Annotated in this window: 14 protein-coding genes; 8 read left to right on the top strand and 6 right to left on the bottom strand. The window is 59.8% G+C overall.

What is annotated here, in order from left to right; genetic code table 11:
- Window positions 1–2 precede the first annotated feature (2 nt).
- Window positions 3–899 carry a LysR substrate-binding domain-containing protein gene (locus ACQY47_RS29600; protein ID WP_428554372.1) on the top strand — a complete coding sequence of 299 codons (897 nt, stop codon included), beginning with the start codon at window positions 3–5 and terminating at the stop codon, window positions 897–899.
- A 137-nt stretch (window positions 900–1,036) separates the two neighbouring features.
- On the opposite strand, the gene ACQY47_RS29595 is transcribed toward ACQY47_RS29600, so the two are convergent.
- Window positions 1,037–1,978: a cupin gene (locus tag ACQY47_RS29595; RefSeq protein WP_169986001.1), complete on the bottom strand. Its 942-nt coding sequence runs from the start codon at window positions 1,976–1,978 to the stop codon at window positions 1,037–1,039.
- Window positions 1,979–2,258: 280 nt separating this feature from the next.
- Between ACQY47_RS29595 and ACQY47_RS29590 the strand changes: the two genes are divergently transcribed.
- Window positions 2,259–3,128, top strand: coding sequence for an isocitrate lyase/PEP mutase family protein (locus ACQY47_RS29590; protein WP_017135623.1), 870 nt, complete (start codon window positions 2,259–2,261; stop codon window positions 3,126–3,128).
- 58 nt (window positions 3,129–3,186) lie between these two features.
- On the opposite strand, the gene ACQY47_RS29585 is transcribed toward ACQY47_RS29590, so the two are convergent.
- Entirely contained in the window at window positions 3,187–3,822 is a 636-nt protein-coding gene (locus tag ACQY47_RS29585; RefSeq protein WP_099549771.1) for a hypothetical protein, read from the bottom strand.
- Between the two features lie 689 nt (window positions 3,823–4,511).
- On the opposite strand from ACQY47_RS29585, the gene ACQY47_RS29580 reads away from it, so the two are divergent.
- The 3 genes from ACQY47_RS29580 to ACQY47_RS29570 all read left to right on the top strand — a co-directional run bounded on the left by ACQY47_RS29580 (window position 4,512) and on the right by ACQY47_RS29570 (window position 9,407).
- Window positions 4,512–5,834: an OprD family porin gene (locus ACQY47_RS29580; protein ID WP_176992218.1), complete on the top strand. Its 1,323-nt coding sequence runs from the start codon at window positions 4,512–4,514 to the stop codon at window positions 5,832–5,834.
- Window positions 5,835–6,851: 1,017 nt separating this feature from the next.
- Window positions 6,852–7,232, top strand: coding sequence for a RidA family protein (locus ACQY47_RS29575; protein ID WP_017135617.1), 381 nt, complete (start codon window positions 6,852–6,854; stop codon window positions 7,230–7,232).
- A gap of 195 nt (window positions 7,233–7,427) precedes the next feature.
- Window positions 7,428–9,407 (top strand): peptidase U32 family protein, encoded by a 1,980-nt coding sequence (locus tag ACQY47_RS29570; RefSeq protein WP_176992222.1) that lies wholly within the window; start codon window positions 7,428–7,430, stop codon window positions 9,405–9,407.
- On the opposite strand, the gene ACQY47_RS29565 is transcribed toward ACQY47_RS29570, so the two are convergent.
- Window positions 9,385–10,290 carry a DMT family transporter gene (locus tag ACQY47_RS29565; protein ID WP_138449487.1) on the bottom strand — a complete coding sequence of 302 codons (906 nt, stop codon included), beginning with the start codon at window positions 10,288–10,290 and terminating at the stop codon, window positions 9,385–9,387. The genes ACQY47_RS29570 and ACQY47_RS29565 overlap by 23 nt on opposite strands.
- A 109-nt stretch (window positions 10,291–10,399) precedes the next feature.
- Here ACQY47_RS29565 and ACQY47_RS29560 point away from each other — a divergent pair, with 109 nt between their 5' ends.
- The 3 genes from ACQY47_RS29560 (at window position 10,400) to ACQY47_RS29550 (ending at window position 12,528) form a co-directional block, all read left to right on the top strand.
- Complete coding sequence (locus ACQY47_RS29560; RefSeq protein ID WP_177033015.1) at window positions 10,400–10,840, top strand: Lrp/AsnC family transcriptional regulator; 441 nt, start codon at window positions 10,400–10,402, stop codon at window positions 10,838–10,840.
- A 101-nt stretch (window positions 10,841–10,941) separates the two neighbouring features.
- A complete protein-coding gene (locus ACQY47_RS29555) occupies window positions 10,942–11,799 on the top strand; it encodes an NmrA family NAD(P)-binding protein (RefSeq protein WP_428554363.1) in 858 nt (285 codons plus the stop codon).
- Between the two features lie 270 nt (window positions 11,800–12,069).
- Complete coding sequence (locus ACQY47_RS29550; protein ID WP_428554360.1) at window positions 12,070–12,528, top strand: REP-associated tyrosine transposase; 459 nt, start codon at window positions 12,070–12,072, stop codon at window positions 12,526–12,528.
- Window positions 12,529–12,976: 448 nt separating this feature from the next.
- Here ACQY47_RS29550 and xylB read toward each other — a convergent pair whose 3' ends face one another.
- Genes xylB through ACQY47_RS29535 form a run of 3 tightly spaced genes read right to left on the bottom strand, consistent with a single transcriptional unit; the run spans window position 12,977 to window position 16,391 of the window.
- Window positions 12,977–14,431 (bottom strand): xylulokinase, encoded by a 1,455-nt coding sequence (gene xylB, locus ACQY47_RS29545; protein ID WP_428554357.1) that lies wholly within the window; start codon window positions 14,429–14,431, stop codon window positions 12,977–12,979.
- Between the two features lie 7 nt (window positions 14,432–14,438).
- The gene (locus ACQY47_RS29540; RefSeq protein ID WP_428554354.1) at window positions 14,439–15,440 is read right to left on the bottom strand and encodes a LacI family DNA-binding transcriptional regulator; all 1,002 of its coding nucleotides are present in this window, start codon (window positions 15,438–15,440) and stop codon (window positions 14,439–14,441) included.
- 18 nt (window positions 15,441–15,458) lie between these two features.
- Window positions 15,459–16,391 carry an ABC transporter substrate-binding protein gene (locus tag ACQY47_RS29535; protein ID WP_186616902.1) on the bottom strand — a complete coding sequence of 311 codons (933 nt, stop codon included), beginning with the start codon at window positions 16,389–16,391 and terminating at the stop codon, window positions 15,459–15,461.
- Window positions 16,392–16,412: the final 21 nt, after the last annotated feature.

Genomic DNA, 16,412 nt, shown 5'->3' with positions numbered 1-16,412 from the left:
ACTTGGATTATTTCGCTGCGCTAACCGCCTTTGTCGAGGCCGCCGAAGGCAATAATTTCTCCCGGGCGGCTGAGCGACTGGGCATCAAGGCCTCTACCGTCTCGCGCTATGTGAAGGATCTTGAGCAGGACTTGGGCATCGCCCTGTTCAACCGCTCGACACGCACGCTGCACCTGACCGAAGGCGGCCAGACGTTTCTGCTGCACGCCCGCCGTGTGCTGGATGAGCTGGAGCAAGCCAAGGCGGCGACCTCGGCGCTCAACCAGCAACCCCGTGGGGTGCTCAAGCTCAATTTGCCACCGGCGTTTGCCCGGCACCATATCCTGCCGGTCTTGAACGTATTCCTGGCGCGCTACCCGCAAATCAAGCTGGAATTGGTGCTGGATAACGCCCAAGTCAACCTGATTCATGCAGGCGTTGACCTGGCCATTCGGATTGGCGCCCTGCCCGACTCCACGCTCAAGGCGCGCAAGATCTGCGCGGGAAAGTACCTGCTGGTGGCCAGCCCGGGGTTTTGTGCGCAGCACGCGGCCCCGTCGACTCCGGCAGACCTGTCCGGCCTGCCCGCCATCCTGAGCACGCATGATGTTGCCTTCGAGGCCGGTGGTGAAGTCCTGCCGCAGGTATACGGCGACTGTATCCGCATCAACGACCTGGACGCGCAGTTGCTCGCTGCACGCCAAGGCCTGGGCTTTGCCTTGCTGCCTGATTGGCTGGTGAGCAAAAGCGTTGAGGCGGGTGAGTTGCGGGTCTGGTTGCCGCACTGGAGCATTCTGGGGGCTGAACAGGCGTTTGCGGTGTGGTTTGTCTACCCGCCCAAGCGGATCGTGTCGTCCAAGGTGCGCTGTTTTATCGACTTTGTCGTCGAGCAGCTGGGTGAAACGCCCTATTGGAAATAAGGCCGACCTGAGCGGCTGGCACTAAAGCAAAACCTGTGGGAGCTGGCTTGCCTGCGATGCAAGCACCTCGGTACATCAGGCATACCGAGTTGATGCAATCGCAGGCAAGCCAGCTCCCACATTTTGACCGAGTACTGTCAGCTGAAGCGGATATCCAGCGCCCGCAGGTAGGTTTGCAGCCCGGCGTCCTGGATCGGAATCAGGAATGCCTCGGTATCGGATTCGTTAAAATGCGCATGCCAGTAACCCGGCGGTGTCACGAACGCCAGCCCCGGCGACCAGTCCACCCGCACCGGATTACGGATCTGGCCATCAGCGTCCAGCTCAGTGCCCACCAATGAGTAACAGCCCTTGGGGCAGTCGATAATGAAGTCCAGCGCAATCGACTGGTGCCGGTGCGGTTTCTGGATCGAGCCCGCCGGCAGAATGCCGTACATGGCCCAGAGCACATGCGTGACGGTTCGGGTCTGGGGGAAATTGCGGTTGCCCAGCAAAATGCTGATGCGACTGCGGTCCTGGGCGCGCGGGTCATCCGCTGCTTCCCGCAGCTTCTGGTTGGCCAGCGCGGCGGGATACAACGTCGGCACGAAGCGATCAGTGCTGCGGGTCACGCCCAGGTAGCGCAACAGCGGTTCATCATGCACGTAGTACAGGCGTGCATCCTGTGAAGCGCTGAAACGCGCAGGCTGCAGGCCAGGCAGCGCGATAAAGCAACCGCTCGACCATTGGATCTCATGTTCGCCCTGCACCACGCGGCCTTCGCCTGCGATGACATAAAACACCTGTGAGGTCGCATTGGGGTGCAGGTCCAGGGCGTCACCGGCGTTCAAGCGGATAAAGTTGGCGCACAACCCTGGCCCGGTCGCCGGGCCTTCACAGCCCAGCGCTTGGCTGAGGTCCAGCGCGACCACCCGCGAGGCGCCGCTGTCGTAGAGCGAGGCCGGGAAGCTGTGGTAGGGAATCCGGGTAATCAGGTTGGCGCTGATCGGGTTGGCCGCCTTGCTGTACTCGAAGTACTCGGCGTCCACTTGCTCGTTTGGCACTGTATCGGTCAGGTCGGGTTTGAACTCGCTGTTCATGGTTCACCTCAGGCTTGGGCGGTTTTGAATCCACTATAGGCATTGCGCTTGCGGGGATTAAGCACTCCGCCGGCACAGCAGTTGTGCAGGATGGGGCGGCTTTGCCCCGCGACGGTGCAATCGGACTGTCCAGCGCCTGAGCGTGAACCGATGATCCATGTGTTCGGCGCCTGTCTCATGCTCAAACGTCATAATCCCAGGTACCTCTGCGTGGTAATCTTGGCGCCACCACGAATAGACATTGATCGTCACATGACGATGACCAAAGCCAGGAAAGAACATGCCAAAGATTTCTCACTCAGCGTTGCGCCGCAACTTCCGTGAACTGCTTGCAAAACAAATCTGCGTTGAAACCGCCTCCGTCTTCGACCCCATGTCCGCGCGCATCGCCGCCGACCTGGGGTTTGAAGTCGGTATCCTCGGTGGTTCGGTCGCCTCGTTGCAGGTACTTGCAGCCCCCGATTTTGCGTTGATCACACTGAGTGAGTTCGTTGAACAGGCCACCCGCATCGGCCGCGTCGCCCAACTACCGTTTATTGCCGACGCCGACCACGGTTACGGCAACGCCTTGAACGTGATGCGCACCGTCGAAGAGCTTGAGCGTGCCGGCGTGGCCGCGCTGACCATTGAAGACACGCTGTTGCCGGCGCAGTTCGGGCGCAAATCCACCGACCTGATTTCCGTCGAAGAAGGGATCGGCAAAGTGAAGGCGGCGCTTGAAGCGCGTGTCGACCCTGAACTGTCGATCATCGCGCGCACCAACGCCGGTGTGCTGCCGACCGAAGATGTGATCGCACGCACCAAGGCCTATGAGAAAGCCGGCGCCGACGGCATCTGCATGGTTGGCGTCAAAGACTTCGACCACCTTGAGCAGATCGCCGCCAACCTGACGGTGCCGTTGATGCTGGTGACCTACGGCAACCCGCAGCTCAATGACAGTGAGCGTCTGGCGGCCCTGGGCGTGCGCATCGTGGTGGCCGGCCACGGCGCCTACTTTGCGTCGATCAAGGCCACTTACGACAGCCTGCGCGCCCAGCGCAAGCTGACCAGCAGCACATCCAACCTCAGCGCTACGGAGCTGACCCATACCTACACGTTGCCGGAAAGCTATGTGGCGTGGGCTGAAGAGTTCATGGACGTTAAAGAGTAATTCCCGCAACGGTGCTGATTGTTGCAATCAGCACCGGATACTCACGGTGAGGGCTGCTTCAATCAATCCTCCAGCGTTCCCCGCGATTATTACCCGTGCCTTTGTAGCCGCCGTCTCCATCCGGCTCCCAGCCGCCCCCCGCATTCAAGCCGGTGCCGATAAAGCCACCGCGACCATCGGACTCAAGCCCCCTGCCCTCGTTCTTGCCGGTGCCTACATAGCCGCCCCGACCATCGGACTTGTACCCACGCTTGCGGTACTCGCCGGTGCCCTCATACCCGCCGTTGCCATCGGAGCGCCAGCTGGCGCCCGAGGCCTTGCCGTCGCCACGGAAATAGCCTTTGCCGTCAGACCGGTAATCCTCACCCGTGTTAAAACCTGTGCCCTTATAGCCGCCCGAGCCGTCCGGGCTGAAGCCTCGGCCATTGTTGTAGCCGATGCCCTTGAGGCCACCGTCATCGGCGGGAATATAGCCTTTGCCGATATTTTTACCGGTGCCCCTGAGTGATCCATCTTCTTGCAGCGCGTAGTCACCGCCCAGGTTTCCCCCGGTACCTCTAAGGCCGCCGTGGCCGTCTGGCTCATAACCGTTCCCTGTATTGATGCCGGTGCCAATAAAACCTTCGGCCGCCAGCGCTGAGGCACTAAGCCCCAATAAAACGGTAGCGAGCAGGATACATGACGCTTTTTTCATGAGGCCTCTGGTCCTTTCAGAGAGGATGATGGGCGCCATGATAGGGCATGGGTTCTGCGCCGCAACTGCAACCCAAGTAAAACAGGCAACCATTGTGGCGAGGGAGCTTGCTCCCGCTGGGGCGCGAAGCGTCCCTGAAAAACGGGCCTGCTGCGCAGTCCAGCGGGAGCAAGCTCCCTCGCCACAGTGATGGTGTTGCGCCTTGCGTCAGTAATTGGCGTTGGGATTTCCCACGTCCACCTTCTCGCAGTGTGTCTTTAACGCCACTCTGGGAAGGATTATTGGAGCGTAAGTGCACAAACAAATAATTAGACGCGCGCAAGCATATCGCCACTACTGATGGCGACTTAGAAGTATCAACATGGATATATATTTATTGATATCAGCTTAAAAAATCCGCCGCAGAGCCTGCGGCGGCAAACCAAAGGTTTTGTCGAAGCAGAGCGGCTAAGACCCTGTCAACGCTACACCCATGAGACATTAAAAGAGGTGAAGTTTAATTAATCGAGTTTAATCCTCGGCACCGCTGCTGCCCTCGAAAAATATGATAAAAATCAGCTTCGACAACCACGTCGAGCACAATAAAAACAGCATTACGCTCACCTGAAACATCTGCCATACAACCTTAAGCGCAATCCAAGCATGCGGTGTTTCTGTGCACGCGTTAATTATTCCGGGGAACTAACAACATGATCAAACAGTGGAGCCTGTTAACGCTGGCGGTGTGCGCCAGTATCAGCCAAGCGGCCCTCGCCGAGTCAGTCAGTGACCAGGCCGATTCCAAAGGTTTTATCGACGGCAGCAGCATTACCGGGTTATTGCGCAACTATTACTTTGACCGCGACCGCCAAAGTGGCAAGGCCGACAACCGCGACTGGACCCAAGGCGCGATGCTCAACTACGCCTCGGGCTTTACCCAGGGCACCATCGGTTTTGGCGTGGATGCCTACGCCTACGGCGCGATGAAACTCGACGCCACCCACGCCGATGCCGGCACCGGTGAATTACCGACCAACCGCAATGGCGACCCGGAAAATGGCTATGGCTCAGTGGGCGCTGCGGTAAAGATCAAGGTTTCCAAAACCCAGCTTAAATTCGGTGACATGCAACCCACCGCGCCGGTATTCGCCACCGGCGGCACGCGCATTCTGCCGCAGACCGCCACCGGGTTTGACCTGACCAGCAGCGAAATCGCAGGCCTGGACCTGGAAGCCGGGCACTTCACCAGCACCAACAGCGGCATGACCAGCAACCATGACCACGATATCTACGCGACCTACGCCAACGTGGCGGCCAACAGCGCAAGTTTTGTCGGCGGCAAATACACCTTCACCCCATCGTTGAGCGCGACCCTGTATGCGGGCGAACTGGAAGACATCTGGCGCCAGTACTACACCAACCTCAACTACGTGATCCCACTGGGGCACGACCAGTCACTCGCGCTGGACGGCAACCTGTACCGCACCCTCGACACCGGCAGCGCCAAGGCCGGGGCCATCAACAACACCACCTACTCGGTGGCGGCGGCCTACTCGTTCCTGGCGGCGCATACCCTGACGCTGTCGTTCCAGAAAGTCCACGGCGACACGCCGTTCGACTACATCGGCACCGGCAACAATGGCGCGGGCGAAGGCGGCGATTCGGTGTTCCTGGCCAACTCGATCCAGTGGGGCGACTTCAACGGGCCGGGCGAACAGTCGTGGGGCATCCGTTATGACCTGAACATGGCCAGTTACGGCGTACCGGGCCTGAGCTTCATGACCCGCTACGTCAACGGCTCGGACATCAATGGCACCCACACCCCGACCAACAGTGCCTACGCCGGCGACTATGGCGCCGACGGCGACCACCACGAGACCGATGTGGAAGCCAAATACGTGCTGCAAAGCGGCCCGGCGAAGAACCTGTCGTTTCGTGTGCGTGACGCCATGGTTTCATCCAACGCCGACCAACGCGATGGCAAGTTGAATGAGCTGCGGGTGATCGTCGACTATCCGTTTACCCTGTTGTAATCAACCCATTGCGCCGGCGAGCTCATGCGGCTCGCCGGCGCACTGACACTCATATTCTTTTCAAGAAACCCATCAGGGCATCACAACAAATCCACTGTATGCAGTGCAGGGTTGCATTTCGAAGTATGTATTCTTCGGGTTCATCGATGGCGCAGGCCCGTACAGAAACAGCTTTACCAGCTGATCGTTTGCAAAATGGGCAGCCGCAGGATGAGTGCTTTTGATAATTGCCCTGATGGGCTTGTTCTGTGTGTCGAACTTACGTCGTGTCACGAAACACGTCACGTTACTCAGCACTGAGGTTTTCGCCTCAATGTAGCTAATGAGTTGATGACATCCCAATGACTGAATACTTCTTTGGGTGTTGTTCACTTGAGCGAAGGCGTTGAAGTAAGTCAATGGCTGGCCTGCGACTGAAAGCGGGGCTTGCTGACGCTGACTCGGGGTCATTAAAGACCATGCTTCCACTACTTCAGCCAGGGTGCCGGGCTACACAACTGGTTTGACCTTTACCTTTGAAACCAGTGACTGCATCTGTATATCCGTCGGTTTAGTGCCCTTCCTTTTCAATTTATACATGCCCAGATGACTAGGGATGAACGGCGGTGGCACGTAGGCAGGTCGCGGGGTAGACGTACCAGACGCGTTAGCATTTGTAGAGGAAGCCTTTGCGTTTATGCAGCGTTGCAAGTGGGATTGGGGCGCTTTGAAAAAAAAGTTATCCAGTATCGACTTTGCCCCGACTACTCGAACAAAACATTCCGGGCAAAAGTAAAAGAAGCCTTTGGAATAATGATGGGCAAATTTCGCCGATACATTTTCTTCCGAGTCCCAGCACACTGCCGTTGTCATCAATTCAACTGTCATTCGATGTCCTTATCGCTTCTACAGGGGTATTTAAGCCGCCAGTGTAACTGTCGAGCAGGTTATCAGGTATTGAAGATCGCTGGCGTGACCTCCGATGCCCGCCTGTTTAGACTGTGCGCCCCTATTGATTTAATTTTTTACGAGAGCCCCATGGCCAACCACGACCTGTCCTTCACCCCCGACCCGGATGCCGACTCCATCTCCAGCGACGTCATCGGCTTCAATGGCATCCTGGTTTCCACCCAAATCCCGACGCACGCCGACGGCAGCCTGGAACTGGGCGATATCACCCTGCAAAGCGAATGCACCCTGCAAGCGCTGAAGGTCGCGCTGGAGAAAGCCGGCAGCTCCATGGACCGGGTGATGCACCTGACCATCTACCTCACCGACATGGCTGACCGCGCGGCATTCAACGAAGTCTACAAGCGCTTTTTCGCCAAGCCCTGGCCTGTGCGTGCAGCCGTTGGCGTGGCGGCTTTGGCGGTAGAAGGCATGCGTGTGGAAGTCACCGCGATGGCCGCCAAAGCCTGAGTTCCAAGCCTCAGCACACATCCACTGTGGGAGCTGGCTTGCCTGCGATGGCATCACCTCGGTATGCCTGATGTACCGGGTTGCCTGCATCGCAGGCAAGCCAGCTCCTACATGACAGCCCTGCGGTAGATGCCGGTCAGGCATTTCACAGCTACAATGCGCGCCTCAACCGTGACAAGCCTGACTAAAAAAACTATGTCCTTGCCCAAGCACCACCTGGAATTGCTCAGCCCTGCCCGTGATGTCGCCATCGCGCGCGAGGCTATCTTGCATGGCGCCGACGCCATCTACATTGGCGGCCCAAGCTTCGGCGCACGCCATAATGCGTGCAACGAGGTGAGCGATATCGCTCAACTGGTGGAATTCGCCCGCCGTTACCACGCCCGCGTGTTCACTACCATCAACACCATCCTGCATGACAACGAGCTGGAGCCTGCGCGCAAGCTGATCCATCAGCTCTACGACGCCGGTGTCGATGCCTTGATCGTGCAAGACCTGGGCGTGATGGAGCTGGATATTCCGCCCATCGAGCTGCACGCCAGCACCCAGACCGATATCCGCACCCTGGCCCGCGCCAAGTTTCTCGACCAGGCCGGTTTCTCGCAGTTGGTATTGGCCCGTGAGCTGAACCTGCAAGAGATCCGCGCCATCGCCGACGAGACCGATGCCGCCATCGAGTTCTTCATTCACGGTGCGCTGTGTGTGGCGTTCTCCGGGCAGTGCAATATCTCCCACGCACAAAATGGCCGCAGCGCCAACCGTGGCGACTGCTCCCAGGCCTGCCGCCTGCCGTACACCTTGAAAGATGACCAGGGCCGCGTCGTGGCCTTTGAAAAGCACCTGCTGTCGATGAAAGACAATAACCAGAGCGCCAACATCCGCGCCCTGGTCGAAGCCGGCGTGCGTTCGTTCAAGATCGAAGGTCGCTACAAAGACATGGGCTATGTGAAGAACATCACCGCCTATTACCGCCAGCGCCTTGATGATGTGCTCGAAGACCGCACGGACCTGGCCCGTGCCTCCAGCGGCCGTACCGCGCACTTCTTCCTGCCCGACCCGGAAAAAACCTTCCACCGTGGCAGCACCGACTATTTCGTCAGCGACCGCAAGATCGACATCGGCGCCTTCGACACCCCAACCTTTACCGGCCTGCCGGTGGGTGTGGTGGAAAAAGCCGGCAAGCGCGACTTGCAGGTGGTCACCCATGAGCCGCTGTCCAATGGCGACGGCCTCAATGTGCTGGTCAAGCGTGAAGTGGTGGGCTTCCGTGCCAACATCGCCGAAGCCAAGGGCGAGTTCGAGGAAGACGGCCAGAAGCGCTATCGCTACCGCGTCGAGCCAAATGAAATGCCGGCCGGCCTGCATCAACTGCGCCCGAACCATCCGCTGAACCGCAACCTCGACCATAACTGGCAACAAGCACTGCTCAAAACCTCCGCCGAGCGCCGCATCGGCCTGGCCTGGGTGGCACGCCTGCGTGAAGACCAGCTTGAAGTCACCGCCACCAGCGAAGAAGGCATCAGCGCCAGCGTCACCCTGCCCGGCCCGTTTGGCGTGGCCAACAAGCCGGAACAGGCGCTCGACACCCTGCGCGACCTGCTTGGCCAACTCGGCACCACCGAGTACCACGCCACGCACATCGAGCTGGATGCGCCGCAGGCGTTCTTCATCCCCAACTCGCAACTCAAGGCCTTGCGCCGTGAAGTGATCGAGGCATTGACTGCCGCACGCGTTGCCGCGCACCCGCGTGGCGGGCGCAAAGCTGAAACCTCACCGCCGCCGGTGTACCCGGAAGCGCACCTGTCGTTCCTGGCCAACGTCTACAACCAGAAGGCCCGCGACTTCTACCACCGTCACGGCGTCAAGCTGATCGACGCGGCCTTCGAAGCCCACGAAGAAACCGGCGAAGTGCCGGTGATGATCACCAAACACTGCCTGCGTTTCTCGTTCAACCTGTGCCCCAAACAGGCCAAGGGTGTGACCGGCGTGAAAACCAAGGTGGCGCCGATGCAGTTGATTCACGGCGATGAAGTGCTGACCCTCAAGTTCGACTGCAAGCCATGCGAGATGCACGTGGTGGGCAAGATCAAGGGGCATATCCTTGGGTTACCGCAGCCGGGCAGTAAGGTGGAGCATTTCAACCCGGAAAACATCATCTTTCAGGGCACGCACTAGCCCTTGGGGCGCGGGGCCACCACCAGCCCCGCTGCAACCCCGCTGCCGCCAGCAGGATTGCGGCCACGCCCAGCCATTGCAGCCAGCCCAGGCGATGGCCGAACGCAATCCAGTCGACGAAAATCGCCGCAATCGGATAGATAAACGACAGTGCCCCGGTGATGGCAGTGGGCAGTTTCTGGATCGCGCCGTACAACAACACGTACATCAAACCGGTGTGCACCACCCCAAGCGTCACCAGTGCTGCCCACGCATTGGTTGACACCGGCAGGCTGTTCCAGGGCACCAGCGGCGCGAGTAACAGTGCGCCGGTTGTCACCTGGATCAACGCCATCAAATGCGGCGGCACTTCCTTCAGACGCTTGATGATCAGTGCGGCAATCGCATACAAAAATGCCGCGCCCAAGGCCAGCGCAATACCTGCCAGGTAAGCCTCGCCACCGCTTTGCTGCTCACCATGGGCGGTGACAATCGCCAACATGCCGAGGAACGCGACGCTCAACCACGCCATTTTCTGCACGGTGATTTTCTCACCGAGAAATACCGCGGCCAGCATCACCAACATAAACGGCTGCACGTTGTAGACCGCCGTGCTGATTGCAATTGAGGCGTGGGAATAGGATTCGAACAACAGCAACCAATTGCCGACGATGGCCACGCCACTGAGCATCGCCAAGCCGAACTTGGCCCAGGTGAGCAATTCAAGCCGCAGATAACCCAGCAGAGCGCAGACCAGCAACAAGGCCAGCGCGCCGATCACGCAGCGCCAGAACACCACCTCGATCACCGACACACCAGAGACCAATACAAACCAGCCAATGGTGCCCGAGATCAGCATGGCGGCGACCATTTCCCACGACCCGCGACGGATAGATGTGTCCACGATGAAAGCTCCTCAAGTGAGGCGCAATTATGGCAATCTGCTGGTCAGCGGCTCCAGCGACTAAAAAAGGCAAAACCCTTTATTCACCTTTTGTTATTAGGCAGGCAGCATGATTGACACCATCGACCAGCAACTGATCAGCGCCTTGATGGACGACTCGCGCCTGTCGCTCAAGGCCTTGGCGGGCATTACCGGGCTGTCATCGCCCAGTGTCGGCGAGCGCTTGCGGCGCCTTGAAGAGCGCGGCGTGCTCACCCACTACACGGTTGACATTGACCCCAAACACTTCGGCTACCTGCTGCAAGCCATCGTGCGTATCCGCCCCCTGCCCGGCAAGTTGCAGGAGGTGGAGCGCCAGATCCAGGCGATCCCCGAGTTCACCGAATGCGACAAGGTCACCGGTGACGACTGCTTTATCGCGCGCCTGCATGTGCGCACCATGGACCAGCTCGACAGCTTGCTCGACCGCCTCAACGCCTATGCCGAAACCAACACCGCCATCGTCAAGAAAACCCCGGTAAAACGCCGTTTGCCGCCTCTCGCCGATTAGTGATTTTTCGTCATTAATGCAGTGACGCAATCGCTATTCTGTCATCACTGGCCGATCTTTATGCTGGGCTCCACTCAATGGAAACCACAGGTATAAAGCTCATGTATGTGATTACGGGTATTACCGGCAAAGTCGGCGGCGCCCTGGCGCGCAACCTCATCAAGGCCGGCCAACCGGTGCGCGCGGTGATGCGCGATGCGGGCAAGGCAGCCTACTGGGCCGACCAAGGTTGCGACGTGGTGTTTGCGCAGATGGACGACGCACAGGCATTAACCGAAGCGTTCATGGGCGCAACCGGCGTGTTTATCCTGCCGCCTCCCGGGTTTGATCCGCAGCCGGGTTTTCCCGAAGCCCGTGCGGTGATTGCCGCAGTCAGCCAAGCGCTGCAGGCAGCTGCGCCGAACAAGGTGCTGTGCCTCTCGACCATCGGTGCCCAGGCTACTGAGGTCAACTTGCTGACCCAGCGTACCCTGATGGAACAGGCCCTGAGCGCACTGGACCTCCCGGTCACCTTCCTGCGCCCCGCGTGGTTTATGGAAAATGTGGCGTACGACCTGATTACTGCGCGGGAAACCGGCGCGATCCACAGCTTTCTGCAGCCTTTGGACAAGTCGGTACCAATGATCGCCACGGCGGATATCGGCACCCTCGCCGCGCAGTTGCTGCAACAGGCATGGGCCGGCCATCGGGTGGTTGAACTGGAAGGCCAATGGGTCAGCCCCAACGACATCGCCCAAGGCTTGTCACAGGTGCTCGGCCGCGACGTGCACGCTGAAGGGGTGGCGCGTGACACCTGGGAAGCCTTGTTGCGCGCCCAGGGCGCTCAGAACCCTCTGCCACGTATGCGCATGGTCGATGGATTCAATGAAGGCTGGATCTGTTTTGAGCATGAGCAGGTGCTTAAGGGGGAAACATCGTTGCTGACGGTGCTGCGTGAACTGGCGGATAACACCCTCTGAGTATTGCAAACAGGCTTCCCGTGGCGAGCAGGCTTGCCCTGCGTTGGGCTGCGCAGCAGCCCTAAAACAGTCACCGCGTATTTCCAGGTGTATTGCATCGTCAGATGCAGGGGCCGCTTCGCGCCCCAACGCAGGGCAAGCCTGCTCGCCACAACAAGCCAATTCAACACAGGGGGATGGGGGTAGAAATATCGGGACACGCAAGTCTCCCGGGCTGGGCCAATTGCACTGCTAGCGTCAAAGTCTCTTATTCATGCAAGGAACAACGGAGTGTCTCCTCAACCCAACTCCCATCTGTTACGTCGTGGCCGCTATTCAGAAACCGGTCGTGCTTATTTGGTCACTGCCGTGGTACATCAGCGTCTGCCCTTGTTTCGGGATTTCCAGCTAGGCCGTTTGTTGGTCGCAGAATTTAAACGAACTCACGAAGCGGGCCAGGTCAACTCACTGGCGTGGGTGGTGATGCCGAATCATTTTCATTGGTTGTTCGACCTGAACAACTCAACTCTGCGCGATGTGATGCGCCAGACCAAGTCGCGCAGCACACTCAGCATCAATCGAGCCCGAGGCAGTCGAGAAAGATTCTGGCAGCGTGGTTACCATGACCGCGCCGTTCGAGCCGATGAAGATGTTCTGAAAATGGCCCGCTATATCATTGCTAACCCGCTAAGAGCCGGGCTGGTGGAACACATTGGCGATTATCCGTTATGGGATGCGGCCTGGTTATAAAAAGCTTACTGGATGCACCGACCTGTTCTAGCAAACAGGCCCCCTGTGGCGAGCAGGCTGTTGTGGCGAGCAGGCTTGCCCTGCGTTGGGCTGCGCAGCAGCCCCAAAACAGTCACCGCGTATTTCCAGGTGTATTGCGTCGTCAGTTATAGGGGCCGCTTCGCGCCCCAGCGCAGGGCAAGCCTGCTCGCCACGGTAGGAACGCTAGCAGGTGCTTAAAGGCAGCACATCGTTGCTGACGGTGCTGCGCGAGCATCCATTTTCGCAAACAGGCTCCCTGTGGCGAGCAGGCTTGCCCTGCGTTGGGCTGCGCAGCAGCCCTAAAACAGTCACCGCGTATTTCCAGGTGTATTGCGTCGTCAGGTATAGGGGCCGCTTCGCGCCCCAGCGCAGGGCAAGCCTGCTCGCCACAACAAGCCTGCTCGCCACAAGAGCTGTGTTCGCAGTGTTAGTCGTGCAACGCTTTTGCAGCAGTCAGCAAGCCTTGGAATTTGCAGTATCGGGCCTTCAGCGTCATTTGTTGCCGGGTATCCGGGATGTAGCGCATTTTCACCCTCATCCCTGCCGCCAACAGGTCTATGCCAATCGCCATAAACCCCAACTTCGCCGCCCCCACACACGCGCTCAATTCACTGCCGTGCAGCGTGAAGACCTCCCGCTGCAGAATGTTGGCCAGCAACTGCGCCCAATACGCACTCCGTGCCCCGCCGCCGACCAAGGCGCAGGCGGTCACGTCGGCACCGGTCGATTGCACCGCACGCAGCGCATCGAGCAAGCCGAAACCTACGCCCTCCATTACCGCATAACCGAGCATCGCCGGGGTGCAGTCATGCCCCAGGCTCATAAACCCACCGCGCAATAACGGGTCGTTGTGCGGCGTGCGTTCACCGGCCAGGTACGGCAGAAACAGCGGCGTCGACAGCGGCACCGGCTGCTCGATGGGCAACTGCGCCTGTACCTGATCCAGCAATGTTTGTTCATCCGGCTGGCCGGTCAAGCGCGTCACCCAGCGCAAGCAACTGGCCCCGGCGAGCATGGCGCCCATGGTGTACCAGCGGTTGGGCAAGGCGTGGCAGAAACTGTGCACGGCACTGGCCGGGTTGCCGGCGGCGTGGTCGGTGATGGCGACGATGGCCGCGCTGGTGCCCAAGGTGATAAAGCCGTCACCGGCATTGACCGCACCGATGCCGACCGCCGCCACCGGGTTATCGCCACCACCACCGGCAATCACCACCTCGGGCGACAGGCCCAACCCGCTTACATTCAGTACACCGCTCGCCGCACCGCCCTCCACCAGCCGGGGCATGTGTGCCAACGTCAGGCCGGTGGCGTGGAGCATCGGCGCAAACCATTCACGCTGCGCGACGTCCAGCCACAGGGTGCCGGCGGCATCCGACATATCGCTGATGCGCTCGCCTGTCAGGCGTAACCGCAGGTAATCCTTGGGCGACAGCACACACTCAATCGCCTTGAATACCTCGGGTTCGTGCTGCTGCAACCACAGCAGTTTAGGCGCCGTGAGCCCGGCCATTGGCAGGCTGCCGGTGGGTTCGGCAAACCCGCTGCCCAGTTGCGCGGCCTGGGCCACCGCGCGTGCGTCATCCCACAGGATAGCCGGGTACAGCACACGATCATCCTTGCCCAGCAATACCGCGCCATGCATCTGCCCGGACAGGCCGATGCACGCCACGCGGGCAAACGCCGCATGCTCGCGCAGCTGTGCCAGCGCTTGCAAACAGGCTTGCCACCAGTCTTCGGGGGCCTGTTCGGACCAGCCGCTGTGGCGCCGTGAAACGCCAAGGCGCACACCGACGTGGGCCAGCACGCTGCCGTCGACGTCCATCAAAATCGCCTTGAGCTCTGACGTGCCGAGGTCTATGCCGAGGGAAACAGGGTTGCGCATACGTAGATTATTCCACTTCAATACAGCCACAAGAGTCACGCCGTTGCAGGCTCGGCGCCAGGCGCACGCTTTGGGTGGGTGCGCCGGGCGTGGCCATGCGTTGCAGCAGCATATGCACCGCGCGGGCGCCCAGTTCCTTGACCGGCTGGGCGATCAGGGTCAGGCGTGGCACGAAGAAATCCGCCCAGTCAAAATCATCAAACCCCACCAGGGCCATCTGGCCGGGCACCTCTATGCGTGCCTCACGCAGGGCGTGCATGGCGCCGAGCGTCATCAGGTTATTGCCGGCCATGATTGCCGTGGGTGGCACCGGTAACGCCAACAACTGCGCGGTTGCTTGTCGCGCAGGCTCGCTGTTGGAACCGCCGTTGACCAGTAACTGTGGGTCGAACACCAGCCCCGCTGCCTGTAACGCCGCACGGTAACCGGCCACGCGTTCATCAGTAGTGCTCAGCCCTTCGCGCCCGGCAATAAAGCCGATGCGCCGGTGCCCATGTTCAATCAAGTGTGCGACCAGCGCCTGGGTGGACTGGGTGTTCTCCACCCCAACCTGGTCAAACTGCTCGCTCATCATGCGGTCCACCAGCACCGTCGGCATCTCGTTGGCCTGCAGATATTCCAACGCGCTGGAGCCGGTCGACGGCGCCAATAAAATCCCGTCGACCCGCCGGTGATGCAGCGCCGTGACCACCCGCAATTCTTGCTCCGGGTCGTCGTGCGGGTCGGCAAACAGCATCATGTAGCCGTGGCGCACGCACTCGGTTTCAATCGCTTGCACGGTTTCGCTGAAGTAATGGTTGGACAGCGCCGAGATCGCCACGCCAATGGTATTGGTGCTCGAACGCGCCAGCGAGCGCGCCAGGGTATTGGGGATATAGCCCAACGCCTGAATCGCGCGCTGCACCGCCTGCACCGTAGCCGGGCTGACCTTGCGGGTGCCGTTCAACACGTGGGACACGGTCGAGGTGGACACCCCGGCCCGGCTTGCCACGTCATCCATGGTGACCACGACGCTTTCCCCTTTAACTCAATGTTTACTCGACCAGCCGCTGTACGTCGCAACGTTGTCGCGGGTGATCAGTTTTGGCGTGAGCAGGGTAACCGCTTCGGCCGGGGCTTTGTCATTGAGAATGTCATTGCCGACGTTGACGGCAGTCTGGGCCATGGCCCAAGGGTCCTGGCTGGCGGAGGCCTGGATTTGGGTGTCGGTCTTCAGCGCGTTTTCGATATCCGGCGCACCGTCCACCGAGGTGATGATAATGCCGCTGCGCTTGAGCTGTTTGGCCGCCAGGTCGCTGCCGATGGCTTGCGGGTCATTGATCGCGAACAAGCCGTCGATTTTCGGGAAGCGCGTGAGGTAACCCTGCATTACATTCAAGCCACCTTCGCGTGAGCCTTTGCCGTCCTGGTCATCGGACAGCACCTTGATGTCCGGTGCAGCGGCCAATGCCGCCTTGCAGCCTTTGACGCGGTCGGTCACGGCGGTCACTTGCGGGCCGTTCTGGATAATCACATTGCCCTTGCCCGCCAGCTTGTCCACCAGGAACTGGCAGGCCAGCTTGCCAGCTTCGACATTGTCAGTTTGCACCGTGGCGTTTACGCCTTTGGCGTCGACATCCACCGCCACCACCACAATGCCGGCATCCCTGGCTTTCTTGATCGCCGAGGCCATGGCCGATGGGTCGACGGCATTGAGCAGGATCAGGTCGACCTTGGAGGAGATGAAGTTGTCGATCTGGGAAAACTGCTTGCTCAAGTCATAGTCGGCCGACACCGAGGTGACCTTCACAGCAGGGTTCAGCTCTTTGGCCCGCGCAGTGGCGCCGTCGGCCAGGGTCACGAAATACGGGTTGCCGAGCGAGCCCATGCTGATGCCCAGGGCTTTGAGTTCGCGGGCCTCTACGCCATGGGACATCAGGGCAGCCAAGGCCATAACGGGAAAGATACGTTTGAAGTTCATACCGGTCTCTCTTGTGATTGT

It is taken from the genome of Pseudomonas edaphica (genome assembly GCF_965277385.1).
Taxonomy (GTDB): domain Bacteria; phylum Pseudomonadota; class Gammaproteobacteria; order Pseudomonadales; family Pseudomonadaceae; genus Aquipseudomonas; species Aquipseudomonas edaphica.
Note: the sequence above shows the minus strand (reverse complement) of the source record. Positions and strands in the feature narration are given on the sequence as shown.